The 25553-nt window shown below is 65.7% G+C and carries 20 protein-coding genes; 14 read left to right on the top strand and 6 right to left on the bottom strand.

Going from position 1 to position 25553, the window contains the following annotated elements; translation table 11 throughout:
• The first annotated feature begins 12 nt into the window (after positions 1–12).
• The 4 genes from ACQR10_RS15105 to ACQR10_RS15090 all read left to right on the top strand — a co-directional run bounded on the left by ACQR10_RS15105 (position 13) and on the right by ACQR10_RS15090 (position 7338).
• Positions 13–1065, top strand: coding sequence for an acyltransferase family protein (locus ACQR10_RS15105; protein ID WP_316216742.1), 1053 nt, complete (start codon positions 13–15; stop codon positions 1063–1065).
• Positions 1066–1347: 282 nt separating this feature from the next.
• Positions 1348–4425 carry a DNA polymerase I gene (gene polA / locus ACQR10_RS15100; RefSeq protein WP_316216743.1) on the top strand — a complete coding sequence of 1026 codons (3078 nt, stop codon included), beginning with the start codon at positions 1348–1350 and terminating at the stop codon, positions 4423–4425.
• 995 nt (positions 4426–5420) lie between these two features.
• Positions 5421–6617, top strand: coding sequence for a glycosyltransferase family 87 protein (locus tag ACQR10_RS15095; RefSeq protein WP_316216768.1), 1197 nt, complete (start codon positions 5421–5423; stop codon positions 6615–6617).
• Positions 6618–6702: 85 nt separating this feature from the next.
• On the top strand, positions 6703–7338 hold the full coding sequence (locus ACQR10_RS15090; RefSeq protein WP_316216769.1) for a LysE family translocator: 636 nt from the start codon (positions 6703–6705) through the stop codon (positions 7336–7338).
• Between the two features lie 222 nt (positions 7339–7560).
• Here the strand turns inward: ACQR10_RS15090 and ACQR10_RS15085 are convergent, their stop codons facing one another.
• Positions 7561–8187, bottom strand: coding sequence for a glutathione S-transferase family protein (locus tag ACQR10_RS15085; RefSeq protein ID WP_316183114.1), 627 nt, complete (start codon positions 8185–8187; stop codon positions 7561–7563).
• A 167-nt stretch (positions 8188–8354) separates the two neighbouring features.
• Between ACQR10_RS15085 and pyrE the strand changes: the two genes are divergently transcribed.
• On the top strand, positions 8355–8912 hold the full coding sequence (pyrE, locus tag ACQR10_RS15080) for an orotate phosphoribosyltransferase (protein ID WP_315800496.1): 558 nt from the start codon (positions 8355–8357) through the stop codon (positions 8910–8912).
• Between the two features lie 188 nt (positions 8913–9100).
• Complete coding sequence (locus tag ACQR10_RS15075; RefSeq protein ID WP_315800900.1) at positions 9101–9916, top strand: DUF2865 domain-containing protein; 816 nt, start codon at positions 9101–9103, stop codon at positions 9914–9916.
• A 129-nt stretch (positions 9917–10045) separates the two neighbouring features.
• Here the strand turns inward: ACQR10_RS15075 and ACQR10_RS15070 are convergent, their stop codons facing one another.
• A complete protein-coding gene (locus ACQR10_RS15070; RefSeq protein WP_315800497.1) occupies positions 10046–10477 on the bottom strand; it encodes a hypothetical protein in 432 nt (143 codons plus the stop codon).
• Positions 10478–10834: 357 nt separating this feature from the next.
• Here ACQR10_RS15070 and ACQR10_RS15065 point away from each other — a divergent pair, with 357 nt between their 5' ends.
• Complete coding sequence (locus tag ACQR10_RS15065; RefSeq protein WP_315800499.1) at positions 10835–13342, top strand: glycogen/starch/alpha-glucan phosphorylase; 2508 nt, start codon at positions 10835–10837, stop codon at positions 13340–13342.
• Between the two features lie 105 nt (positions 13343–13447).
• On the top strand, positions 13448–14263 hold the full coding sequence (locus tag ACQR10_RS15060; RefSeq protein ID WP_316216770.1) for an acyl-CoA thioesterase: 816 nt from the start codon (positions 13448–13450) through the stop codon (positions 14261–14263).
• Positions 14264–14515: 252 nt separating this feature from the next.
• Here the strand turns inward: ACQR10_RS15060 and ACQR10_RS15055 are convergent, their stop codons facing one another.
• The 3 genes from ACQR10_RS15055 to ACQR10_RS15045 all read right to left on the bottom strand — a co-directional run bounded on the left by ACQR10_RS15055 (position 14516) and on the right by ACQR10_RS15045 (position 17534).
• A complete protein-coding gene (locus tag ACQR10_RS15055; protein ID WP_315800501.1) occupies positions 14516–16129 on the bottom strand; it encodes a phosphoenolpyruvate carboxykinase in 1614 nt (537 codons plus the stop codon).
• A 109-nt stretch (positions 16130–16238) separates the two neighbouring features.
• Positions 16239–16589, bottom strand: coding sequence for a hypothetical protein (locus ACQR10_RS15050; protein WP_316216771.1), 351 nt, complete (start codon positions 16587–16589; stop codon positions 16239–16241).
• 219 nt (positions 16590–16808) lie between these two features.
• Positions 16809–17534, bottom strand: coding sequence for a HugZ family protein (locus ACQR10_RS15045; protein WP_316183117.1), 726 nt, complete (start codon positions 17532–17534; stop codon positions 16809–16811).
• A gap of 217 nt (positions 17535–17751) precedes the next feature.
• On the opposite strand from ACQR10_RS15045, the gene ACQR10_RS15040 reads away from it, so the two are divergent.
• From ACQR10_RS15040 to ACQR10_RS15020, 5 genes are all read left to right on the top strand, one after another.
• Positions 17752–18453: a response regulator transcription factor gene (locus tag ACQR10_RS15040; protein WP_006611449.1), complete on the top strand. Its 702-nt coding sequence runs from the start codon at positions 17752–17754 to the stop codon at positions 18451–18453.
• A gap of 226 nt (positions 18454–18679) precedes the next feature.
• Complete coding sequence (locus ACQR10_RS15035) at positions 18680–20485, top strand: sensor histidine kinase (protein ID WP_315800503.1); 1806 nt, start codon at positions 18680–18682, stop codon at positions 20483–20485.
• Positions 20482–20943: an HPr kinase/phosphorylase gene (locus tag ACQR10_RS15030; protein WP_315800504.1), complete on the top strand. Its 462-nt coding sequence runs from the start codon at positions 20482–20484 to the stop codon at positions 20941–20943. Before ACQR10_RS15035 ends, ACQR10_RS15030 begins: the two co-directional genes overlap by 4 nt.
• 195 nt (positions 20944–21138) lie before the next feature.
• Positions 21139–21540 carry a PTS sugar transporter subunit IIA gene (locus ACQR10_RS15025; protein WP_006611446.1) on the top strand — a complete coding sequence of 134 codons (402 nt, stop codon included), beginning with the start codon at positions 21139–21141 and terminating at the stop codon, positions 21538–21540.
• On the top strand, positions 21537–21866 hold the full coding sequence (locus ACQR10_RS15020) for an HPr family phosphocarrier protein (protein ID WP_315800505.1): 330 nt from the start codon (positions 21537–21539) through the stop codon (positions 21864–21866). Before ACQR10_RS15025 ends, ACQR10_RS15020 begins: the two co-directional genes overlap by 4 nt.
• A 60-nt stretch (positions 21867–21926) precedes the next feature.
• Here the strand turns inward: ACQR10_RS15020 and ACQR10_RS15015 are convergent, their stop codons facing one another.
• A complete protein-coding gene (locus ACQR10_RS15015; protein WP_316216772.1) occupies positions 21927–23531 on the bottom strand; it encodes a glycosyltransferase family 39 protein in 1605 nt (534 codons plus the stop codon).
• A gap of 116 nt (positions 23532–23647) precedes the next feature.
• Between ACQR10_RS15015 and lepA the strand changes: the two genes are divergently transcribed.
• The gene (gene lepA, locus ACQR10_RS15010) at positions 23648–25459 is read left to right on the top strand and encodes a translation elongation factor 4 (RefSeq protein WP_316183120.1); all 1812 of its coding nucleotides are present in this window, start codon (positions 23648–23650) and stop codon (positions 25457–25459) included.
• The last annotated feature ends 94 nt before the right edge of the window (positions 25460–25553 follow it).

Here is a 25553-nt window from a genome sequence, read left to right as displayed (position 1 = left end):
AAGAGGGACAGCATGACCGCGAATGGTACGCCGAAAACGGCCGGAACCGAGACGCGCATCGACTGGGTGGACTACGCCAAGGGTATCTGCATCATCATGGTGGTGATGATGCATTCGGTGCTGGGCGTCGAGCTCGCCGCCGGCGAGACCGGCTTCATGCACGCCTTCGTCGCCTTCGCCAAGCCGTTCCGGATGCCCGACTTCTTCCTGATTTCCGGCCTGTTTCTGCCACTGGTCATCAACCGCGACTGGCGCACCTATCTCGACCGCAAGGTCGTGCATTTCGCCTATTTCTACGTGCTGTGGGTGACCATCCAGTTCGGCTTCAAGGCGCCCGGCTTCGCCGCCGCGTCCGGCTGGCCGCACGCCGGCTATATGTATCTGGAATCCTTCATCGAGCCGTTCGGCACGCTGTGGTTCATCTATCTGCTGCCGATCTTCTTCGTCGTCATCAAACTGACACGGAGGCTGCCGGCGCCGGTGATCTGGGGCATCGCGGCCGGCCTCGAAATGGCGCACATCGTTACCGGCTGGACCGTGATCGACGAATTCTGCGCCCGCTTCGTCTACATCTATTCGGGCTATCTGTTCGCGACCTACATCTTCGCAGTGTCGGACCGGGCCCGCGCGCAGCCCATGCTCGCGATCATCGGCCTGCTCGCCTGGGCTGTCATCAACCAGTCGCTGGTGAACCTCGGCGTCAGCGAGTGGCCGGCTGTCTCCCTCATGCTCGGCTATGCCGGCGCCGTCGCCATCATCATCGCCGGCACGCTGCTGGCGCGCGCGCAGCTCCTCAACGCATTGCGGTTCTGCGGCGAGCATTCGATCGTGATCTATCTCGCCTTCTTCCTGCCGATGGCGGCGACGCGTACGGTGCTGCTGAAGACCGGGATCATCACGGACATCGGAACGATCTCGCTGCTCGTCACCATCGCCGGCGTGCTCGGCGCGCTCGCGATCTGGCGCCTCGCGCTGCGTACCGGCGCCCGCTTCCTGTTCGAACGCCCGATCGCGTTCTGGATCGCGCCGCCAAAGCCGAAGGCTGTGTTGCAGCCGGCGGAGTAGCCACATCCATGGTGTCGTCCCGGGCGAAGACCCGGGACCCATAACCGCCGTCCTCCATGTGAGGCTCGCTGTGGCTCCAGCATGCCGCCTCATCACCGCCTGGGAGTGTAGGTCCCGGGTCGGCGCCCCGCCAGCGCTTCGCGCCGTCGGGGCTTGCCTGGGACGACAGCGGAGTTTTTGGCGCGAGCACGGCTCGCAGCCGGCGCCGATTTGCGTGGGGAACGCGCCGGATTCTGCCGTTCCGAGGGTGTCAATCCCGGCCAAATTCCCTACATTGCGGCCATGCCCAAAGCTCCCCAGAAAGCCGCCGCCACGCCCGCCGCCCCTGTGCCTGCCGCCGCCAAGAATTTGGCGAAGGGCGCGGCCAAAGGCGATCATGTGTTCCTGGTCGACGGCTCGTCCTACATCTTCCGCGCCTATCACGCGCTGCCGCCGCTCAACCGCAAGTCCGACGGTCTGAATCTCAATGCCGTGCTCGGCTTCTGCAACATGCTGTGGAAGCTGCTGCGCGACATGCCCGAGACCGACCGGCCGACTCATCTGGCGATCGTGTTCGACAAGTCCGAGGTCACGTTCCGCAACAAGATCTATGCCGACTACAAGGCGCACCGGCCGCCGGCGCCCGACGACCTGATCCCGCAATTCGCGCTGATCCGCGAGGCGGTCCGCGCCTTCGACCTGCCGTGCCTGGAGCAGTCGGGCTTCGAGGCCGACGACCTGATCGCGACCTATGCGCGGCTCGCCTGCGAGCGCGGCGCCACCACCACCATCGTGTCCTCCGACAAGGACCTGATGCAGCTCGTCAACGACTGCGTCACGATGTACGACACGATGAAGGACCGACGCATCGGCGTCGCCGAGGTGATCGAGAAGTTCGGCGTGCCGCCGGAGAAGGTGGTCGAGGTGCAGGCGCTGGCCGGCGATTCCACCGACAACGTGCCGGGCGTGCCCGGCATCGGCATCAAGACCGCGGCGCAGTTGATCACCGACTATGGCGACCTCGAAGGCCTGCTGACGCGCGCGGTCGAGATCAAGCAGCCGAAGCGACGCGAGGCTTTGATCGAGAACGCCGAGAAGGCGCGGATCTCGCGCCAGCTCGTGCTGCTCGACGACAAGGTCGCGCTCGAGGTGCCGCTGGACGATCTGGCCGTCCACGAGCCCGATCCGCGCAAGCTGATCGCCTTCCTCAAGGCGATGGAGTTTTCGACGCTGACGCGTCGCGTCGCGGAGTATTCGCAGATCGATCCGGCGGATGTGACGGCGGATGAGAATTTCAAGAGTAAGGCGGGCACTGCTCTCTCCGTTCCCTCCCCCCTTGTGGGGGAGGGTCAGGGAGGGGGGTCCCCCACGGGCGGTCCCTCCGGAGCACCCCCCTCCCCACCCCTCCCCCACAAGGGGGGAGGGAGCCCCAAGAGTGGTGATCCGCGGACGGACAAGTCCGCGATGAGCAAGGGCACGCCGGCGGGGCTCGCCGAGACAAGGGCCGAGGCGGCGAAGAGCGCGCGGATCGATCGGGACAAGTATCAGACGCTGCGGACGCTGCCCGAGCTGAATGCCTGGTTGGCACGCGCGCATGATTTCGGCCGGATCACCATCGAGGTCAAAGCGAGCTCGATCGATCCCATGCAGGCGAACCTGCGTGGCCTGTCGCTGGCGCTGGCGCCGGGCGAGGCCTGCTACATCCCGCTGGCGCATCGCCAGTCCGGCGACGGCGGCGGCCTGTTCGACGCCGGGCTGGCGCCGGACCAGATCAAGGAGAGCGACGCACTGGCCGCGCTGAAGCCGGTGCTGGAATCCGCGGGGCTCTTGAAGATCGGCTACAACATCAAGTTCACCGCCGTACTGCTGGCGCAGCATGGTGTCACGCTGCAGAATGTCGACGACATCCTGCTGATGAGCTACGCGCTCGACGCCGGACGCGGCTCGCACAAGCTCGACTCGCTGGCCGAGCATGTGCTCGCCCACGCGCTGCTCAGCGAGAGCGAGCTGATCGGCAGCGGCCGGAACAAGCTGACCTTCGAGCAGGTCGCAATCGATCGCGCCACCGCGCATTCCGCGGAAGCCGTCGATGTCATCCATCGGGTCTGGCGCGTGCTGAAGCCGCGCCTCACGGCCGAGCGCATGACCGCCGTCTACGAGACCTTGGAGCGGCCGCTGGTCTCCGTGCTCGCACGCATGGAGCGGCGCGGCATCTCGATCGACCGGCAGGTGCTGTCGCGCCTCTCCGGCGACTTTGCCCAGACGGCGGCGCGCGTCGAGGCCGAGCTGCAGGAGCTGGCCGGCGAGCCGATCAATGTCGGCAGCCCCAAGCAGATCGGCGACATCCTGTTCGGCAAGATGGGGCTTTCGGGCGGCACCAAGACCAAGACCGGCGCCTGGTCGACATCCGCATCGATCCTCGATGACCTCGCCGAGCAAGGCAACGATTTCGCGCGCAAGATCCTGGAATGGCGCCAGGTCTCGAAGCTGAAATCGACCTACACCGATGCGCTGCCGACCTATGTCAATCCGCAGACGCATCGCGTGCACACCACCTATGCCCTGGCGGCGACCACGACGGGACGGCTGTCGTCGAACGAGCCGAACCTGCAGAACATCCCGGTCCGGACCGAGGACGGTCGCAAGATCCGCCGCGCCTTCATCGCCGCACCCGGCCACAAGCTGGTGTCGGCCGACTACTCGCAGATCGAGCTGCGGCTGCTGGCGGAGATCGCCGACATTCCCGTGCTGAAGCAGGCGTTCAAGGACGGGCTCGACATCCACGCGATGACGGCCTCGGAAATGTTCGGCGTGCCGATCAAGGACATGCCGAGCGAAGTCCGCCGCCGGGCCAAGGCGATCAATTTCGGCATCATCTACGGCATCTCCGCCTTCGGCCTCGCCAACCAGCTCGGCATCGCCCGCGAGGAGGCTTCGGCCTACATCAAGCGCTATTTCGAGCGCTTCCCCGGCATCCGCGACTATATGGACGAGACCCGCGAGTTCTGCCGCAAGAACGGCTATGTGGTCACGCTGTTCGGCCGCAAGTGCCATTACCCGGAGATCAAGGCGTCGAACGCCTCGGTCCGCGCCTTCAACGAGCGCGCCGCGATCAACGCGCGGCTGCAGGGCACGGCTGCGGACATCATCCGCCGCGCCATGACGCGGGTGGAAGAGGCGCTGGCGCAAAAGAAGCTGTCGGCTCAGATGCTGCTGCAGGTGCATGACGAATTGATCTTCGAGGTCCCGGACGACGAGGTCGCGGCAACTCTGCCGGTCGTGCAGCACGTCATGCAGGACGCGCCGTTCCCGGCCGTGCTGCTGTCGGTGCCGCTGCACGTCGACGCACGCGCGGCTGATAATTGGGACGAGGCGCATTGAGCTGATAACACGGCGCCCTCCTGCATCATCGACGGTTGGTGGAGGCCTCGCTGTATCGCCGCCCCTTCTGTCGTCCCGGCCTTGAGCCGGGATCCATACCCCCAGGGAATGGTTTGAGGCGCACTGGTCATTGGCCCTTTGCCCGACACGACCGCCGCGGCGTATGGGTCCCGGATCGGCGCCGTGCCGCGCTGGCGCGCGTCACGGCTTGTCCGGGACGACAGCGGGGCGAGAAGACGCATTCACGTTTCAAACAACTGACGACAGAATAAGGACAAGGCTTTGCATTCTCGCGGCACATCGTGCCCGAGGCTTGCGATCAGTCGGCCCTTTTGCAACGGCGCAAAGGGCGCAGGGAAGGCCGGGCCCCGACTGAGGCCCGTGGCCCGCCTGCGAAAAAAATGCAGGCGGCAGGTACCACAGGTTCAGCCGGACAGACCCGGCCCTCCCTGCGCGATGGGTTGAACGTCTGCTCCGCGCTCTCCCCGGGGACCGGCTTGTTTGCCCCCGTCACCAGCGCGACACGTGATGTCACGCAGGCTTGGCGCCAGCTTCGGGGCGCCAGGACCACACGGCTTGAACGTCCGCGAGCTGCCAATCGTCCAGCGCATCAGCACCTGACAGGCCCGCGGCCACCGCTCCCCGCCTCTACGTATCGTGACGACGCGTACGCCCCTCTGCATGAGGACGGGATGCACGGATCAAACCATGATTTCGGAAAAATAGCAACAAGAAAGTTTTGGGGCGAGAACGTTGCTTGATGCGGCGGCGACGCCGGCCCCCAACCGAGGTCACTCGGCCCCCGCGGCGATTTTACCTGTCGTTAGGCACGATGAGATCGCGCCTGGTCATCCGGACGACCGGTAACACGGCGTGCAGCGTGTCCTGGCAGAGTTGGAGGGGCACCGCGTGCGCGTGATCGCGTGACGGCATCGACCAACCCTACGCCACGACTGCGCCGATGGCGCCGAACACCCTGGCCTCGACAGGCTCCCATGACCGCGATCTCATCCGCAGCCCACCCCGAGATGCGCGACCGGCGCGCGCTGCTGATCGTGCTGGCCGCGCTCGTGCTCTACAACGGCGCCTATCTCGTCAGCTGGGCGCTGTCCTCGCCGCAGCCGGCGTTCGGTGACTTCTTCGGCCTATGGTCGTTCGGCAAGTATGCCGCGCTGTCTGGCGCCGGCATCTACGATCCTGTCGCGCTCGCGCGCTACCAGCAGACGCTGGATCCCGCCCTCGGCGGCGGATTTCCCTATCCTTACCCGCCGACCTTCCTGCTGGCGTTGATCCCACTGGGGATGCTGGCGCTGCCTGTCGCCTATGTCTCGTGGATCTCGGTGACGTTCGCGCTGCATGGCCTGGCGACGCTCGGCCGCGACTGGCGCTCGCTGTCGGGCCTTGCGCTGCTCGCCGCGCCGACGACGCTGATCAACGCGATCACCGGCCAGAACGGTTTTCTCTCGGCGGCCTTGCTGATCGGCGGACTGCGCCTGCTCGCGCGCCATCCCGTCATTGCCGGCGTCCTGCTCGGCCTGCTCGCCTACAAGCCGCAATTCGTGCTGTTGATGCCGGTCGTGCTGCTGGCGTCGCGCAACTGGCGCGCCATCCTGTCGGCCATCGCCACGACCGTGATCGTCGCGGTCGTTACCAGCGCTGCGCTCGATCCGTGGATCTGGCTCGAATGGATCGTGAAGTTTCCGAGCTATCAGGCGCAATTGCAGGCCAACCAGCCCAGCCTCGATCACATGATGCCGACGGTCATCGCGGGCCTGCACACGCTCGGCGCGCCGCCGCCGATCGGCTACCTGGTTCAGCTGCTGTTGTCCTGCTCCATCGTCGTGATGGTCTGGGATGCGTGGCGACGCGGCTCAACGCAGCAGGCGATCGCGCTGGTCGCGGTCGGCAGCATCATCGCCACGCCCTATGCGATGATCTATGACATGCCGATGGTGGCGGCGGGGATCGCGATCCACTGGAAGGCGCGGAGCGACGCCGGAGAGCCGATCGCGCCGCTGGAGATCGGCGTGGTGATCGCGCTGGGGGCCTGCCTGCTCGCCATGATCGGGCACTCCGTGCCGCTCGCGGCGGCCATTCTGCTGGTGCTGCTGGCATTGAGCATCGCCGGTGTGTTCGACCGCTCCGGCAGACGGCTGCCGGCGCTGAACGCCGCGCCGCCGCCGGCGGGCTGATTGCTCTCGGTGCAATCGATCGGATGACGATGCGTGATCGTCCGCGCTAAAGCAGGCGGCAGAGATCCCGATCATCGAGCCAGTCATGCCGCACACATCGTCCCTGCTCGCCTTCGCGCTCGTCTCGCTCGGCATGGTGCTGACGCCCGGGCCGAACATGATCTATCTGATCTCGCGCTCGATCACGCAGGGCCACGCCGCCGGCCTGATCTCGCTCGGCGGCGTCGCCACAGGCTTTCTGGCCTACATGCTGGCCGCGGCGTTCGGCATTACGGCGCTGCTGTTTGCCGTGCCGTTCGCCTATGACGCGCTGCGCCTCGCCGGCGCGGCCTACCTGCTTTATCTGGCCTGGCAGGCGGTGAAGCCGGGCGGACGCTCGCCATTCGAGGTGAGGAAGCTCGCCATCGACAGCCCGCGTCGGCTGTTCCTGATGGGGCTCGCCACCAACCTGCTGAACCCGAAGATAGCGATGCTGTATCTGGCGCTGCTGCCGCAGTTCATCGATCCCGCTGTCGGCAGCGTGCTGACGCAGTCGGTGGTGCTGGGCGCGATCCAGATCGTGATCAGCGTCAGCGTCAACGCCATGATCGCCGTGGCGGCGGGATCGATCGCGCTGTTCCTGGCGACACGGCCGAGCTGGGCGCTGGTACAGCGCTATCTGATGGGCACGGTGCTCGCGGGACTTGCGGTGCGGATGGCGCTGGAGGCGCGGCGCGGGTGATTTCCATCGGCTCCTCCGTCCTGTCCGCCGAAGCTCCCTTTAGCGACGGGGGATGTGGAGGAGGCCGGCTCACGCGCCGGCATGCGACGGGGCGGGCATGTTCGCGCTAGAGCGATACCGCCCGTGTGGCTCCCCCTCCCCGGCCCTCCCCCGCAAGCGGGAGAGGGAGCGCACCGCCGGCGCGGAAGACAGCATCGCCCCCCAGCGACAGAGCAGCGGCCATCAATCCAGCTTCGCCTCCATGCCGCGCTTCACGGCGGGGCGGGCCATCAGGGTATCGTACCAGCGCTTGACGTGGGGGAAGTCGGCCAGATCGACCTTGTGGCGCGGGTGGCGCCAGGCCCAGCCGAGAATGGCGAAGTCGGCGATCGAGAGCGCGCCTGCGACGAACTCGTGCTGCGCCAGCCGGCGGTCGAGCACGCCATAGAGCCGGACCGTCTCGGCCATGTAGCGCTTGAGGCCGTAGGCGCGGTCCTGTTCGTCGGTCAGCGCGATGAAATGGTGCACCTGGCCGGGCATCGGGCCGAAACCGCCCATCTGCCACATCAGCCATTCATAGACCGGGATCCGCTCGGCGACGGATCTCGGCAGGAACTGGCCGGTCTTCTCGGCCAGATAGAGCAGGATGGCGCCGGACTCGAACACGCTGACCGGCTTGCCATCCGGGCCGTCGGGATCGACGATCGCCGGGATCTTGTTGTTGGGGCTGATCGCCAGGAACTCCGGCGCCATCTGGGCGCCCTTGGTGATGTCGACCGGAATGACGCGGTAGGGCAGCGCCATCTCCTCCAGCGCGACCGAGATTTTGCGCCCGTTCGGGGTGTTCCAGGTGTACAGCTCGATCGTCATACGGGCATCCTTCCCAATCGTCCTTGCTTGGTCGCGGGCTCCCATTAGCTCGAAACTGCATCCGGCTTCAAACGTAGCGTTGTTGATGGGACATCGTGGCGGCTGGTCTCCGCCGCCCGCCCCCGATAGATTGCGCCACCCAAGAATCCACCCTCAGGGGAAACGCCGTGTCCAAATCCGCCTCCCGCGCCCGCCTCCTCGAGATCATCCGCAGGCGCTCGTTCGGCCGTGGCGAGATCACGCTGGCCTCCGGCCGCAAGAGCGACTTCTATTTCAACCTGAAGCCGACCATGATGGACCCGGAGGGCGCCACGTTGCTCGCCGAGCTCACCTATGAGGCGCTGAAGGACGAAGGCTTCGATTATATCGGCGGCCTGGAGATGGGCGCGGTGCCGCTGGCCGGCGCCATCGCCCAGATCTCCTGGATCAAGGGCCATCCGATCGCGGCCTTCTTCGTGCGCAAGAAGCCGAAGGAGCACGGCGCCAGGCTGGCGATCGAGGGCCTGGCCCGCGACGAGACCCTGGCGGGCAAACGCATCGTCGTGGTCGAGGACGTCACCACCACCGGCGGCTCGGCGATGAAGGCGGTGGAAACCCTGCGCGAGGCCGGCGCCGAGGTGGCGCTGGTGTTCACCATGGTCGATCGCGAGGAAGGCGCCGCCGAGACCTTCGCCCAGGCCGGCCTGCCGTTCCAGGCGCTCTACAAGGCGCGCGAATTCCTCTGAGGCGCCTGGCGCGCGGCGCAATTCGCCGTCCGCGCATACCGCTCATTTACCAACGCCCGTTAAGGTTACCGCAAAGCTGATGACGCCGTGCCTTGGGCATGGCGCGTTCGATCGCACATGATCGGGCGACGTGGGTTGCCGCGTCACGGCGTGGCTTTGCGGTGAAGATCCTGGCGATGGAGCGGGCGTTGCGTAGCGTGTTGTCGTTTCGGCGGAGGTCCCGCCACGTCGCTGTCGCGGCGACGGTCGGCCTCGTCGCCGCCGGCGCGCTGGCGCCGCGGATGGCGTCGGCCCAGGGCCTGTTCGACTTCCTGTTCGGCGGCTTCAACAAGCCGCAATCGCAGCGGCCAGCGCAGGGCAGCTCCTTCGATCCGTTCGGCACCAACCCGCAGGCCGCCCCACAGCCGCGCGTGGCGTCTGGATCAGGCGCGGCGTTCTGCGTGCGCACCTGCGACGGCCGCTATTTTCCGCTGACGCGCGGCCTCGCCTCGCCGGCGCAGATGTGCCAGGCGTTCTGCCCGGCGAGCCCGACCAGGATCTATTACGGCTCCAACATCGACTACGCGACCGCAAGCAATGGCGAGCGCTATGCCGACAGCGAGACCGCGTTCGCCTATCGGCAGGCGCTGCGCGCCGACTGCACCTGCAACGGCCGCGATCCGGCCGGGCTGGCGCCGGTCGACCTGTCGCTCGACACCTCGCTGCGTCCCGGCGACGTGGTCGCCACCAGCGACGGCCTCGTCGCCTATTCGGGCACGCGCGGCAGCGGCGGCCAGCCGGCCGACTTCAAGCCGGTCGCCTCCTATCCCGGGCTGACCTCGGACACGCGGGCCAAGCTGAGCGAGATGAAGGTGGCGCCGGTGCGCGCCGAGATGCTGGCGGCCGATGCGCTCGCCGCCATGCCGCCGCCCGAGGCCAATGCCGGCAATGTCAGCGTCGCGCCGCCGATGGCGATCGCGCCGAAGCCGGCCACGGGCCGCGCCAAACGCGCGGACGTGGATTGAATTTTAGTCCTCGTCATTGCGAGCGCAGCGCAGCAATCCAGAGTCTCGCACTCCACCCTGGATGCTTCCGCCTTCGCCCTGCGGGCTTCGGCGGACACGTCGCTGCGCTCGCAATGACGGAACGCTGACCTAGCGTCCCACGATCACGCCGATGACGTTCGGCGCTTCCAGGTACTTTTCCTCGATCGCCGCCCGCGCGGCGGCGCGGTTGTCCGGCGTCAGCAGGCCGCGCTTCTCCGCGAGGATCATCCAGCAGAAGCCCCACCAGTCCGACAGCATGCCTTCGTCGTCGACCAGGTCGTAGCCTTGCTCGGCGGCAAAGATGCGCGCCCGCGCCTCGTCCAGGCCATCGAGGAAGGTGTGGTCGGTGGCCGAGAACAGGTCGTCGGAAATGTCGTCGGTGGTGTAGCCCCAGACCGACATGCACACAGCATTGAACGCGCGGTCGATCTGGTCGTCGTCGACGGCCCGCCGCCGCGCGGTCTTGTGCAGCCGCGTCAGACTGCGCGCGAAGTCGGCAATGCGGGTCAGGGCCAGAGGATCGAAGGCGATATTGGACATGGGTGTCCTCGCGGGATGCACTGATGCCGGGGGATGGCGGATCGAATCGCTGTAGGGATAACGATCGCTTGCTAAATTGTTCTTAATTTGTTCTGCCCTGTTTGTCCATCCCCTTCGACGGACGCCCGGGCTGTTGCAGTCCATCAACCGGCGAGTGCGAGGCGCCCGGACAAACATTCTGGACCGCGGCTGCGCAGGTGCAGCAGGCAACATCCGCGTTCCGATGTCGGAACCCGGCCTGAACTTTGCATCATTTTCCATCACCTTGCTGTGCGGACCAGCCTTTCCCCGGGTTTCGGACCGCGCGCAACCATCGTATGCTTTTACCGGTTCCTCGTAGCATCACAGGTTTCCAAGGTGACAGATCAGCCGTCCCAGCGCAGCTTCGTAAGCACCGGCCAGCCCGTCGACGAATTGGCGGTCGCTGAGATCAAGAGCGACATCCTGGCCAAGCTTCGCCTCGCCATCGGCAAGGAGGCGAGCCAGGCGACGCAACAGGACTGGTATCACGCCGCGGCGCTGACCTTGCGCGACCGCATCGTGCATCGCTGGCTGACCGCGGACAAGGAGAGCTACGATGCCGGGCGCAAGCGGGTCTATTATCTCAGCCTCGAATTCCTGATCGGCCGTCTGTTCACCGACGCGCTCAACAACATGGGCCTGATGAAGGTGTTCGAGACCGCGCTCGGCGATCTCGGCGTCGGCCTGATGGATCTGCGCAAATGCGAGCCGGATGCCGCGCTCGGCAATGGCGGCCTGGGACGACTGGCGGCCTGCTTCATGGAGAGCATGTCGACGTTGCAGATCCCGGCGATCGGCTACGGCATCCGCTATGATTTCGGCCTGTTCCGCCAGGTCATCGTCGACGGCTGGCAGCACGAATATCCCGACGTCTGGCTGTCGTTCGGCAATCCCTGGGAGTTCCAGCGCCCCGAGGTGGTCTATCACGTCCATTTCGGCGGCGGCGTCGAGCATGTCGACGACAAGGGCCGCGACCGCGCGATCTGGCATCCCGGCGAAACCGTGCAGGCGGTCGCCTATGACACGCCGATCGTCGGCTGGCGCGGCCAGCATGTGAATGCGCTCAGGCTGTGGTCGGCGCGCTCGCCCGACCCGCTGAAGCTCGACGTGTTCAACTCCGGCGACTATCTCGGCGCCTCCGCCGAAGAGGCGCGCGCCGAGGCGATCTGCAAGTTCCTGTATCCGAACGACGAGAGCCCGGCGGGCCGCGAGCTGCGGCTGCGCCAGGAATACTTTTTCGTCTCGGCCTCGCTGCAGGACCTCGTCAAGCGCCATCTCGGCTCCGACGGCCAGCTGCGCAGCCTGGCGCAGAAGGCCGCGGTGCAGCTCAACGACACGCATCCTTCGCTCGCGGTCGCCGAGCTGATGCGGATCCTGGTCGACCTGCACAATTTCCGCTGGGACGAGGCGTGGAAGATCACCATCGCGACCTTGTCCTACACCAACCACACGCTGCTGCCGGAGGCGCTCGAGACCTGGCCGGTCGAGCTGTTCGAGCGCCTCTTGCCGCGGCATCTCGAGATCATCTACCGCATCAATGCGCAGCATCTCGCGCTCGCCGAGCAGCGCGCACCGGGTGACATCGACTACCGCGCCTCGGTGTCCCTGATCGACGAGAAGAGCGGCCGCCGCGTGCGCATGGGCCAGCTCGCCTTCGTCGGCTCGCACCGCATCAACGGCGTCTCGGCGATGCATTCCGACCTGATGAAGGAGACCGTGTTCCACGATCTCAATCATCTCTATCCCGGCCGCATCACCAACAAGACCAACGGCATCACCTTCCGCCGCTGGCTGACCCTGGCCAATCCCAAGCTGACGAACCTGTTGTGCGAGGCCTGCGGCGACGCCGTCGTCGACGATCCGACCTTGCTCTCGAGCCTCGAGAGCTACGTCGCCGACGCCGGCTTCCACCAGAAGTTCCGCAGCGTGAAGCACCACAACAAGGTGCTGCTGGCGCGCCTGATCGGCGAGCGCATGAACGTGCGCCTCGATCCGGGCGCGCTGTTCGACGTGCAGATCAAGCGCATTCACGAATACAAGCGCCAGCTCCTGAACATCCTGGAAGCGGTCGCCCTGTACCAGGACATGAAAGATGATCCGCAGCGCGACTGGGTTCCGCGGGTGAAGATCTTCGCCGGCAAGGCCGCGGCGAGCTACCGCTACGCCAAGCTGATCATCAAGCTGATCAACGACGTCGCCGAGGTCGTCAACAACGATCCCGCGATCGGCGGCAAGCTGAAGGTCGTGTTCATGGCGGACTACAATGTCAGCCTGGCCGAAGCGATCATTCCCGCGGCGGATCTCTCCGAGCAGATCTCGACCGCCGGCATGGAGGCCTCCGGCACCGGCAACATGAAGCTGGCGCTGAACGGCGCGCTTACCATCGGCACGCTGGACGGCGCCAATATCGAGATCCGTGACAATGTCGGCGCCGACAACATCGCGATCTTCGGCATGGAGGCCGACGAGGTCATGCTCCGCCGCAAGCAGGGGCTGGACGCGACCGACGTGATCCACCGGTCACCGCGGCTGGCGCGCGCGATCGATGCGATCGCGACCGGCGCGTTCTCGCCGGACGAGCCCGGCCGGTTCGAGCCCATCGCACATGCGCTGCGCCATCTCGACCACTACATGGTCTCGGCCGATTTCGATTCCTACTACGAGGCCCAGCGCGGCATCGATGCACGCTGGCAGACCGTGCCGGCCTGGACCCGCGCCTCGATCCTCAACGTCGCGCGCATGGCGTGGTTCTCCTCCGACCGCACCATTCGCGAATATGCCGACGACATCTGGAACGTGCCGGTCGGCCCGGTGATGGCACCGGTGCACGCGCAGCGGGCGTGACGGGCCCTTCCCCTCGCCTTCAGCAATGACCCATGACGTCATTGCAGAGGCGTTCCATTGCGTTTCACCTGACGGCCATCATACGATGACCGTCGGGAGAAATGCATGACCGAACCGCCAGTTCACCTGTTCGACGAGGCCACCCGCGTCACCGCCGGCGACAGCCGCTGGCAGGGAAGGACCAGCCCGGATTACTGGGCTTTCGTCGGCCCGTTTGGCGGCGTCACGGCGGCGACCGTGCTGCGCGCCTTGATCCAGCATCCGCAAATCGCCGGCGATCCGCTGGCGCTGACGGTCAACTACTGCGCGCCGATCGCGGAAGGGCCGTTCGATCTCGACGTCCGGCTGGTGAAGGCCAACCGCTCCTCGCAGCATTGGTGCGTCGAGCTGAGCCAGGGCGATGCCGACGCGGCCACGCTGGCGACCGCTGTCTTCGCCGAGCGCCGGCCATCGTGGTCGCACCAGCCGGCCGTCAAGCCCGACGCGCCGCCGTTCGATCAGGTCAGGCGCTATCCTGATGCGGGAATGTCCTGGACCAAGCAGTACGACTTCCGCTTCGTGGAGGGACGGCCGGAGTTCGGCAACCGTTCAGACGAACCGCGCAGCGCCTATTCGCGGCTGTGGATCTCCGACCGCAAGCCGCGCAAGCTGGATTGCCTGTCGCTGCTGTCGATGTCGGACGCCTTCTTCGGCCGCGCGTTCCATGTCCGTGGCGAGTTGATTCCGTTCGGCACGGTGTCGCTGACCACCTACTTCCACGTCAGCCGCGAGGAACTGGCCGCCGAGGACATCACGCATGTGCTCGCGACCGCAGACGCCAAGGTGTTCAACCGCAGCTACCAGGACCAGCATGGCGAGCTGTGGTCGCCGTCCGGCCGGCTGCTCGCGACGACGACGCAGATCGCGTATTTCAAGGCGTGAGCCTGGACGCCGGCAAAATGAACGGTGTCGTCCCGGCCTTGAGCCGGGACCCATAACCACCGTCGGCAATTTGGCGAAGGCTGGAGCGGCCAGCATGCCGCATCACACCGCCCTGTGGTTATGGGTCCCGGCGTTCGCCGGGACGACAGCGGTGGATGGGGCTTGAGTTCGCCCCTCTCGTGCATCAGCAGAGGGAGCGGGAAAATAGTAAGAGCCAGCCGCAATGCGGCTGGCCCATTTGCGTTTGCAGCCCTACTCCGCAGCCAGCTTCAGATCCGGCGCCGCAGCGCGGACGTCGGCGTCAACCTGGGCTTCGAACTTGGCAAAATTCTTCTGGAACATGCCGACCAGCGCGCGCGCGGTCTTGTCGAACTCGGCCTTGTCCTTCCAGGTGTTGACCGGGTCGAGAATCTCGCTCGGCACGCCCGGCAGCGCGGTCGGCACCGCGAAGCCGAAATATTTGTCGGTGCGGAACTCGACGTTGCGCAAGGAGCCGTCGAGTGCCGCCGTCAGCAGCGCACGCGTCACCTTGATGGGCATGCGCGAGCCCGTGCCGTACTTGCCGCCGGTCCAGCCGGTGTTGACCAGCCAGCAGTCGACATTGTGCTCGGCGATCAGCTGCCGCAGCATGTTGCCGTAGACCGACGGATCGAGCGGCAGGAACGGCGAGCCGAAGCAGGTCGAGAACTCCGGCTGCGGCTCGTTGCCGAGGCCGCGCTCGGTGCCGGCGACCTTGGCGGTGTAGCCGGACAGGAAGTGGTACATCGCCTGCGCCGGCGACAGCTTTGCGATCGGCGGCAGCACGCCGAAGGCGTCGGCGGCGAGCATCACGACGTTCTTCGGATGCGGCGCACGGCCCGTGCGCGAAGCGTTCGGAATGAAGTCGAGCGGATAGGCGGAGCGGGTGTTCTCGGTCTTGGAGCCGTCGTCGAAATCGGGGACGCGGTTGTCCTCGTCGAGCACCACGTTCTCGAGCACGGCGCCGAAACGGGTCGACGCCGCGAAGATCTGCGGCTCGGCTTCCTTCGACAGCTTGATGCACTTGGCGTAGCAGCCGCCCTCGAAGTTGAACACGCCGGACGGGCCCCAGCCGTGCTCGTCGTCGCCGATCAGGGTGCGGTTCGGATCGGCCGACAGCGTGGTCTTGCCGGTGCCGGACAGGCCGAAGAAGATCGCGGTGTCGCCCTTCGGCCCGACATTGGCCGAGCAGTGCATCGGCATCACGCCGCGCGCGGGCAGATAGTAGTTGAGCGTCGTGAACACGCTCTTCTTCATCTCGCCGGCATAATAAGACCCGCCGATCAGGACGATCTTGCGGGCGAAATCGATCGCGACGACGTTCTGCGAGCGCACGCCGTGACGTTTCGGGTCGGCGCGGAAGCTCGGCATGTCGATGATCGTGAGCTCCGGCACGAAGGTGTCGAGCTCGATCTTTTCGGGGCGGATCAGAAGCGTGCGGATGAAAAGCGAGTGCCAGGCGAGCTCGGTGAAAACGCGCGTCTTGATGCGGAAGGTGGGGTCGGCGCCGCCATAGAGATCCTGCGCGAACAGGGTCTTGCCTTCGGCGTGCTTGATGAAATCCTGATGCAGCGCCTCGAACTGCTCGGGCGTGATCGCCTGGTTGCCCGCCCACCACATTTTTTCGGTGGAGGCGTCTCGCACCGTGAACTTGTCCTTCGGGCTGCGACCGGTGAACTCGCCAGTATCCGCGCAAAGCGCCCCGTCGGCCGACAGCACCGCCTCGCCCGCCGCCAGCGAATACTGATAGAGCTGGGGAGCGCCGAGATTCCAGTGCACCTGCTTGAGGTTCTTTAAGCCGAACTTGTCGGCACCGAAGGCGCCGTTGCGAATACCCGTCTCTTGCACGAAGATCCCTCCTGAGAGCCCGCGTCTGTTGCGCGCAGTCGCGCGCGTTGCGCGGTGACCGTTGCCGTTACATCGCCTTATCGAAGCGCGGTCGCCGACCTAATACTGATCAACGCTGGTCTTGCCAAGACGATCCGGCCCAATTGGTTATTGGCAATTCGTGATGCACGTAGCTCATCTTTTGCCGCGCCATGCACATTCCAGCAGCAGCCACCTGCGCCGCGCTCAGATGCTGCAACGCAACAGATATATTAGCGCGGTTGGGTTTCACGAGGAACGACGAACGACGCTCGAATCGACGGATTCGCGCAGGCAAACGAAGACCAAGCGACGACCGAGCATCCGGCAGCGGCTGTCGCAGCGCCTCGCGGAAACCGATCAAGGGAGGCCGCCCGAGCCGACGGAATGTGCCGGTGATCGCCGTGTCGTCGCCACACCCGATCAGCCAGCTTCCCTTCACGATGGCCTCGCGCCTGCGGGATCACATCGTCCGATTCTCCCGGCCGCGACGTCAACGAGCTCACTCGCGCCCACGCCACGAAGTTTGCGCGACGCTCACCCTCTGCAGGACATGGAGCGCGCACATCGAGATTCACCACAAGCTGCCTTCATGCGTGAACTTCGCCGTCTTCCGTCACGGGAGATGAGCACAGTCATCAAAGTGGGCTCGAACTACACCTCACTTCGCGCGGGCCTCGTCAGCAAGCCGCACCAGCATCTTGCGCAACGCCCCGGGCGTGGTCACGCGCTCGGGAAACTCGAGCCGCAGCGTCCTGCCGTCGGCCATCAGATCCAATCCCTCCGGGTCACAGCCGCTACACCGCCACTCCGCTGCTTCGGCGCCGAGCAGCTTCGTCGCGTAGAGGGCGAGCGCCTCGCGGTGATCTTCGTTCATGTGATCGACGGCGCCCTGCTCTGCCAGAATCAGTTCGTCAGCAACGGATATATCCGTGAGAAACTGCTCCGGCTTGAGATCGACGATGCGGCCGAATCCGGCGACGAGATGCGCGCCTGACGGACGGATCACGAAGAACGAGAAGTCGGCGAATTCAGCATAGTCCGCAGCGGACGGATGCGCATTGAGATACCGACGGCGCAGCACCTCGCGATTGTCGTCGGCGGCCTGCTCGGCCTTGCCCGACAGCATGATGCGAGATCCCTCGAGCGGATCGCCCGGCGCGCGTTCATCGAGCATCAGCGACACGCGCGAATCGGCAAGTAGATTTCTGGTGTGCACAGCTAATCGCGAAATCAGGATGATCGGAGCACCATCGGACGCGGTGGCGACGTTGACGAGGGAGCAGTAGGGATCGCCAGAACCAACCATCAAGGTCGCAAGGGCGCCCTGCCGGCTTCGGCGCAGCAGGGAATGCGTGACGCGGTTAGGGTTAAAGCTCGCAGACATCGTCTTTCCCTCGTCCATCCAGTTGCAATGAAGGCCTTTTTTCGGCTAAACGGGCCACAAACCTGGGCACGGCACAAGACTTTGCCATGGTATTTGTGGAACTCGGTCACACTTCAGCCCAGCTTGCATTGCTCGTTGACCATGTTCGAAGCCCAAATACGCGGCCCTTATCTTGATTCTCGAAGTCTCGGCGTAACCAGACTCTGAAAGCAGGCTCATGCCCACAATCGCCTTGGTCGATGACGACCGCAACATTCTGACATCCGTCTCCATCGCGCTCGAGGCCGAGGGTTATCGGATCATGACCTATACCGATGGTGCGTCGGCGCTCGACGGTTTTCGGACCAGCCAGCCTGATCTCGCCATCCTCGACATCAAGATGCCGCGCATGGACGGCATGGAGACCCTGCGGCGGCTGCGCCAGAAGTCCGACCTGCCGGTGATCTTCCTCACCTCCAAGGACGAGGAGATCGACGAGCTGTTCGGCCTGAAGATGGGCGCGGACGACTTCATCCGCAAACCGTTCTCGCAGCGCCTGCTGGTGGAGCGCGTCAAGGCCGTGCTGCGCCGCTCGCAGCCGAAGGATCCGACGGCGCTGCCGAAGGAGAACGACGCCAAGGCGCTCGATCGCGGCCTGCTGCGCATGGACCCGGAGCGTCACACCTGCACCTGGAAGAACGAGCCGGTCACGCTGACCGTCACCGAGTTCCTGATCCTGCAGGCGCTGGCGCAGCGTCCGGGCGTGGTCAAGAGCCGCAATGCGCTGATGGACGCGGCCTATGACGACCAGGTCTATGTCGACGACCGCACCATCGACAGCCACATCAAGCGGCTGCGCAAGAAGTTCAAGATGGTCGACGAGGAGTTCGAGATGATCGAGACCCTCTACGGCGTCGGCTATCGCTTCAAGGAAACCTGAAGCCAAGGCCTGAAGCAGGGACCTGAAGCATTGCCTTGCGCGACGTCATGCGAAATTGCGCGCTGACGTCGCGGTCTCGATTGGATAGGCTACGCCTCCTGCGCGTTTATCCGGGCGCAGATGCCGGAACGGGGCCATTGTTGCGGCGAATTCGGGTGCGGCAAGTCGAGTTCTCACGGGAATTCGCCGCACAACCCCTACGAAATTCGGAATCGGAGCACTCACATTGCTCGATCGCACGCAGCTTGACCCAGCAGTGAATGGCCACGACGCCGCGGCGACGATCGCGTCCGACGCGGCGGAGGAGACCCCGAGGGTCTCCGGCTGGCAGCGTCCGCTGAGCTGGCTGCGCCGCGCCGGACAGTTCCTGTTCGCGCTGTCGTTCTCGAGCCTCACCCGCCGCATCGTCTCGCTGAACATCGCCGGCTTGCTCGCACTGGTTGCAAGCATTCTGTATCTGTCGCAGTTCCGCGCCGGCCTGATCGACGCGCGCGCGCAGAGTCTGCTGGTGCAGGCCGAGATCATCGCCGGCGCCATCGCCGCCTCGGCAACCGTGCAGACCAACACCATCACCATCGACCCCGAGCGCCTGCTCGATCTCAAGCCGGGCGAGAGCTACGGCGCGCCGGACGAATATTCACCGCTCGATTTCCCGATCAATCCGGAACGGGTCGCGCCGGTGCTGCGCACGCTGATCTCGCCGACCAAGACGCGCGCGCGCATCTACGATCCGAATGGCGGGCTGCTGCTCGACAGCCGCAATCTGGAGAACGTGCTGCGGTTCGACCTGCCGCCGCCGTCGAGCGAGAAGCCCGGCTTCGTCGAGCGCGCGCTGATCTCGGTGCGCACCTGGCTCAACCGCGGCGACCTGCCGCTGTACCGCGAATACGGCCCCGAGAACGGCAACGGCTACGAGGAAGTCGCCGACGCGCTGAAGGGCCAGAAGCGCAGCATGGTCAGGGTCAACTCGCGCGGCGAAGTGATCGTCTCGGTCGCGGTGTCGGTGCAGCGCTCGCGCACCATCCACGGCGCCCTGATGCTGTCGACGCAGGGCGACGACATCGACCAGATGGTCACCGCCGAGCGGCTTGCCATTCTGAAGGTCGGCGGCGTTGCCTCCGCGGTGATGATCGTGCTGTCGCTCTTGCTCGCCAGCACCATCGCAGGTCCGGTGCGCCGGCTCGCCGACAGCGCCGAGCGGGTCCGCCGCCGCATCAAGACCCGCGTCGAGATCCCCGACTTCACCCGCCGCCGCGACGAGATCGGCCATCTCTCCGGCGCGCTGCGCGACATGACGGACGCGCTCTACAACCGCATCGAGGCGATCGAGATGTTCGCCGCCGACGTCGCCCACGAGCTCAAGAACCCGCTGACCTCGCTGCGCTCGGCGGTCGAGACCCTGCCGCTGGCGCGCAACGACAACAGCCGCGCCCGCCTGCTGGCCGTGATCGAGCACGACGTGAAGCGGCTCGACCGGCTGATCTCCGACATTTCCGACGCCAGCCGGCTCGATGCCGAGCTGCAGCGCCAGGACATGACCCTGGTCGATCTGCGCCGCCTGCTGAACACGCTGACCTCGGTCGCCAACGAGACCAAGCTCGGCACCGACGTCACCGTCGAGGTCCGCTTCGAGGGCCGCGGCGCCAACGACACCTTCTCGGTGCCCGGTCATGATTCGCGGCTCGGCCAGGTGATCTCCAACCTTCTGTCGAATGCGCAATCGTTCTCCGCCGCCGGCGGCAAGGTGCGCATCACCTGCCGGCGCGTGCGCTCGGAGATCGAGATCACCGTCGATGATGACGGTCCCGGCATTCGCGAGGACGCCCTGCAGCGCATCTTCGAGCGGTTCTATACGGACCGGCCGCACCAGGGCTTCGGCCAGAATTCCGGCCTGGGCCTGTCGATCTCCAAGCAGATCATCGACGCTCATGGCGGGCGGATCTGGGCCGAGAACCGGCCCGGCCCTGTCGACGCCGACGGACATCCGACCTCGGCCGGGGCTCGCTTCATCGTCCGGCTGCCGGCGTCGTGACGAACGAAACGGCGAGCATCCATGCATCTGCCGTCCAGGTGGGGGAGCAGGCCGTCCTGATCCGGGGTCCCTCCGGTTCCGGCAAATCCCGACTCGCCTTCGATCTGATCCTCGCCGGACGCGCGGGGCAGCTGCCGCCAACGGTTCTGGTGGGCGACGACCGTGTTCATCTCGCCACACGCAGCGGGGAAATGTGGGTGAGCCCCGCGCCCGCCCTGGCCGGGCTGATCGAGATCCGCGGCCTTGGAATCCGCGCCTGCGACCATGTGTCGGAGGCGAAACTTGGGCTTGTGGTTGACCTGATGGCCGAGGACGCTGCCCGCCTGCCGAACGCCGAATCGCTTCGGATTCACCTCAACGGTATCGAATTGCCACGGATACCCGTGGGGCCGGGTTTTTCACCCTTCCCGATGGTTGTGGCGGCACTTATTACCACCCAGACTTTCATGTTCCGGTAATCTTTCGGCCGATTGTGTGGAGCAAATTGGTAACCATATCAGCCCCACTATCGCGACCGATTAGACCGCCGCCAGCTCCCATTCTGTATGCCAGAATCCGGGAGACTCGCGAATATGCCCCCTTGCGCGAGGGCTCCGGATGGTCAAAGTGGCGCGTTCGTGCGGTGCACCCAAGGCGCCCGCGAGGAGTATCCGATGATTGGCCTGGTACTGGTGACCCATGGGCGCCTCGCCGACGAGTTCAGGGCGGCGCTGGAACACGTCATGGGTCCTCAAAAACAAATCGAAGCGGTCACGATTGGCGCCGACGATGATTCCGATCTCTGTCGCAGCGACATCATCGAAGCCGTGAACCGCGTCGACACCGGCGACGGTGTCGCCATTCTCACCGACATGTTCGGCGGCACGCCGTCGAACCTCGCCATCTCCTGCATGAGCCGGCCCAAGGTCGAGGTGCTCGCCGGCATCAACCTGCCCATGCTGGTGAAGCTCGCCAAGGTGCGCGAGGAACGCTCGCTGCCCGACGCCATCGCCATGGCGCAGGAGGCGGGCCGCAAATACGTCACCATCGCCAGCCGCGTGCTCGCCGGCAAATGAGCGACGAGGATGCTCCGCAGGACAACGTCGCCGGCCCGGCCGTCCCTGCCGGAGCCCTCTCGCGAGAGCTGCTGATCACCAACAAGCGCGGCCTGCATGCGCGGGCCTCGGCGAAATTCGTGCAGATGGTCGAGAAGTTCCAGGCCGAGGTCTGGGTGACGCGCGGCGGCGAGACCGTCGGCGGGCGCTCGATCATGGGCCTGATGATGCTGGCGGCGGCGCCGGGAACCAAGATCCTGGTCTCCGCCACCGGCCCCGAGGCCGACGCCGCGCTGCAGGCGATCACCGACCTGGTGAACGACAAGTTCCACGAAGAAGGCGTGTGACCACCTAGGATCGTCATTCCGGGGCGCGCGAAGCACGAACCCGGAATGACGTGCTCTGGGTTACCTGCCCGGTCCCTGAATATACACCTTCCAAACGATTGCAGGGCCCGCCTGGCCGTGGAAGAAGCGCTGGGTGGTCATCACCAGCGGCTCGGCCTTCGGGGCCTCCTTGGCCATCCAGGCCTCGCAGGCCGCGATCCGGTTGTCGGTGGTGTCGCAGATGCCGATGAACCCCTCGCGCTCGAGGTCTTCCAGCGTGCTCAGGCCGGAACTCCAGGTTTCCTCTGCCGTGTAGGGCACGGTGAACGGCCGCGGGTGGTCCGGGCTGTAGAAGGTCATCGGCGTGTTCATCTCGGAAAAGCCGGCCACCAGCGGCCACGGCGAGCCGAATCGGGCGTGCCAGGCTTTGGTCAGTTCCCGCGCCAGCTCCGAACGGGCGCCGTAGCCGGTGGCGCCGTTCGGATTGGCGGCCATCTCGCGCCGGGCAATCCAGGGCGAGGCGATCAGCGTGAGCAGCGACAGGACGAGCCAGACGGCGGCCAGCCGCGGCAGCATGACCGACCGCAGCCGCAGCGCAGGGATCGCGACCAGCGCCAGCGGCACCAGGAAGAACAGCGAGATGCCCCAATCGGTCTTCATGTAGATCGTGAAGGCGAGGCCGCCGAGCGGCGGCCCGACGGCAACGATCGCCTGCACCAGCCAGACATTGATCGCCTGGCTCACATTCACGCCGGGATTGGGACCGCCGCGCCAGTTGCGGAAGGCGAAGCGCGGCGGCCAGGCCATCACCAGCGCCGCCAGCGCCAACGGCAAAGCCAGCAGCGCCAGATTGTGGCCGACATAGCCGAGCACGAGCTCGGCGGCCCGGCCGCGGTCCGACAGCGTATAGACATCCCCGGCATAGGTGATGGCGACGAAATCGACCCGCCACAGCCACACCAGATGCGGGATCATTGCCACCAGCATGGCGACGATCGCGACCCACGGCGCGGGCGACGCCAGGAAGCGCAGCCGTTCCGGGTGCAGCAGCGCGGCAAGGCCGATGGCGCCGATCATGGTCAGCACCCAATATTTGGTCATCAGCGCGGCCGCGCCGGCGAGGCCGAGCCACAGGCCGGAGGCGGCGCTGCGCTTTTCGAACGCGTTGAGATAGGCCAGCACCAGCAGCGGCAGGCTCAGCAGCTGCACCAGGTCGGCGTTGTACTTGAAGCCCTTGAAATTGAAGATCGGGTACAGCGCGACCATCACCATGACGAAGAAGGCGCGGCGGCGGTCGACCACCTTGAGGCTGGCGAGCCAGACGATGACGAGGCCGCTGCCGTTCACGGCCATCGCCAGCGCATAGGTCGCCCAGTCCTTGACCGGAAACACCGAGAACCACAGCCCGGCGATCCAGCCCGACAGTGGCGGATGCTTGCCGTAACCGAACAGGAAGCGGCTGCCCCAGGCATAGGCCTCGGCAACGTCCATGTGGACGTCCTGCGCCGCCTTCAGATTGGTCAGGATCGCGGTCCACAGCACGGCATGGACGACCACGAAGGCGATGACCACCCAGGCCGACGTTGCAGGCGCCGTGGCGCGCGCCACCAGCCAGGCGGAGATTCGCCGCGGTCCGAGACGGCCGCGCATGCGCGCCGCGAGAGGCGGAAGAGAGGTACTCGACATCCGCCCTCGGTAGCCTGTTTTCGGGCCACGGGGAATCAGCTTGGCGTGAAGAAAGGCCCTGGAAATTCAGCAATATGGTTGCTGGTTGGGGGCTCGGGATGCTATCTGCGCGACCCATGACGACCGTCCCCATTCCCAACATCCGCAACTTCTCCATCGTCGCTCATATCGACCATGGAAAGTCCACGCTCGCCGACCGCCTGATCCAGATGACGGGCGGCCTGTCGGACCGCGAGATGGCGGGCAAGGAACAGGTGCTCGATTCGATGGATATCGAGCGCGAGCGCGGCATCACCATCAAGGCGCAGACCGTGCGCCTGCAGTACCGCGCCAAGGACGGCAAGGACTACATCTTCAACCTGATGGACACGCCCGGCCACGTCGACTTCGCCTACGAGGTCTCGCGGTCGCTGGCGGCGTGCGAGGGCTCGCTGCTGGTGGTCGACGCCAGCCAGGGCGTCGAGGCGCAGACGCTCGCCAATGTCTACCAGGCGCTCGACAACAACCACGAGATCGTTCCGGTCCTCAACAAGATCGACCTGCCGGCCGCCGAGCCCGAGAAGATCAAGCAGCAGATCGAGGACGTCATCGGCATCGACGCCTCCGACGCGGTGATGATCTCGGCCAAGACCGGCCTCGGGATTCCCGACGTGCTGGAGGCGATCGTCACCCGGCTGCCGCCGCCGAAGGGCGACCGCGATGCGACCCTGAAGGCGCTCTTGGTCGACAGCTGGTACGACGTCTATCTCGGCGTCGTCGTTCTCGTGCGCATCGTCGACGGCGTCATGAAGAAGGGCCAGCGCGTCCGGATGATGGGCACCGGGGCCGCCTATGACGTCGAGCGCGTCGGCTTCTTCACGCCAAAGATGCAGCAGGTCGATGAGCTTGGGCCCGGCGAGATTGGCTTCATCACCGCCGCGATCAAGGAGGTGGCCGACACCCGTGTCGGCGACACCATCACCGACGACCGCAAGCCGGTCTCGGAGATGCTGCCGGGCTTCAAGCCGGCCATCCCGGTCGTATTCTGCGGCCTGTTCCCGGTCGACGCCGACGATTTCGAGACGCTTCGCGCAGCGATGGGCAAGCTCCGACTCAACGACGCCAGCTTCTCGTTCGAGATGGAGACATCCGCCGCGCTCGGCTTCGGCTTCCGCTGCGGCTTCCTTGGCCTGTTGCACCTCGAGATCATCCAGGAGCGGCTGTCGCGCGAGTTCGATCTCAACCTGATCGCCACGGCGCCGAGCGTCATCTACAAGATGAAGCTGACGGACGGCGAGGAGATCGAGATCCACAACCCCGTGGACATGCCCGACGTGGTCAAGATCGCCGAGATCCAGGAGCCCTGGATCGAGGCCACGATCCTGACACCGGACGAATATCTCGGCAGCGTGCTGAAGCTGTGCCAGGACCGCCGCGGCAATCAGAAGGAGCTCACCTACGTGGGCGCCCGTGCGATGGTCAAATACGACCTGCCGCTGAACGAGGTCGTGTTCGATTTCTACGACCGGCTGAAATCGGTCTCCAAGGGCTACGCCTCGTTCGACTATCATTTGACCGACTACAAGCCGGCCGACCTCGTCAAGATGCAGATCCTCGTCAACAACGAGCCGGTCGATGCGCTGTCGATGCTGGTGCACAGGACCCGCGCCGAAGGGCGCGGCCGCGCCATGGTCGAGAAGATGAAGGACCTGATCCCGCCGCACATGTTCCAGATCCCGATCCAGGCGGCGATCGGCGGCAAGGTGATCGCGCGCGAGACCGTGCGCGCGCTGCGCAAGGACGTCACCGCCAAGTGCTACGGCGGCGACATCACGCGCAAAAGGAAGCTTCTGGAGAAGCAGAAGGAAGGCAAGAAGAAGATGCGGCAGTTCGGCAAGGTCGACATCCCGCAGGAAGCCTTCATCGCCGCGCTCAAGGTCGACAGCTGAGGGCGGATCGCCGCCCGCTCGATCGACCGCAGGGCTATCGCCCATAGAACGGCTGGGCAGTCGCGACGAGCCATCCTGCCAATTAGTTACTCCG

Origin of the sequence: Bradyrhizobium sp. HKCCYLRH2060 (assembly GCF_051168135.1) — a bacterium.
Lineage (GTDB): Bacteria > Pseudomonadota > Alphaproteobacteria > Rhizobiales > Xanthobacteraceae > Bradyrhizobium.
This window is presented reverse-complemented; position numbering and strand designations above follow the sequence as displayed.

Bases quoted from the DNA above. Each gene is read 5' to 3' on its own strand.
- lepA (WP_316183120.1), top strand. From the start codon at position 23,648: ATGACGACCGTCCCCATTCCCAACATCCGCAACTTCTCCATCGTCGCT.
- ACQR10_RS15040 (WP_006611449.1), top strand. From the start codon at position 17,752: ATGCCCACAATCGCCTTGGTCGATGACGACCGCAACATTCTGACATCC.
- ACQR10_RS15025 (WP_006611446.1), top strand. From the start codon at position 21,139: ATGATTGGCCTGGTACTGGTGACCCATGGGCGCCTCGCCGACGAGTTC.
- ACQR10_RS15105 (WP_316216742.1), top strand. From the start codon at position 13: ATGACCGCGAATGGTACGCCGAAAACGGCCGGAACCGAGACGCGCATC.
- ACQR10_RS15060 (WP_316216770.1), top strand. From the start codon at position 13,448: ATGACCGAACCGCCAGTTCACCTGTTCGACGAGGCCACCCGCGTCACC.
- ACQR10_RS15085 (WP_316183114.1), bottom strand. From the start codon at position 8,187: ATGACGATCGAGCTGTACACCTGGAACACCCCGAACGGGCGCAAAATC.
- ACQR10_RS15015 (WP_316216772.1), bottom strand. From the start codon at position 23,531: ATGTCGAGTACCTCTCTTCCGCCTCTCGCGGCGCGCATGCGCGGCCGT.
- polA (WP_316216743.1), top strand. From the start codon at position 1,348: ATGCCCAAAGCTCCCCAGAAAGCCGCCGCCACGCCCGCCGCCCCTGTG.
- ACQR10_RS15020 (WP_315800505.1), top strand. From the start codon at position 21,537: ATGAGCGACGAGGATGCTCCGCAGGACAACGTCGCCGGCCCGGCCGTC.
- ACQR10_RS15070 (WP_315800497.1), bottom strand. From the start codon at position 10,477: ATGTCCAATATCGCCTTCGATCCTCTGGCCCTGACCCGCATTGCCGAC.
- ACQR10_RS15045 (WP_316183117.1), bottom strand. From the start codon at position 17,534: ATGTCTGCGAGCTTTAACCCTAACCGCGTCACGCATTCCCTGCTGCGC.
- ACQR10_RS15095 (WP_316216768.1), top strand. From the start codon at position 5,421: ATGACCGCGATCTCATCCGCAGCCCACCCCGAGATGCGCGACCGGCGC.
- ACQR10_RS15090 (WP_316216769.1), top strand. From the start codon at position 6,703: ATGCCGCACACATCGTCCCTGCTCGCCTTCGCGCTCGTCTCGCTCGGC.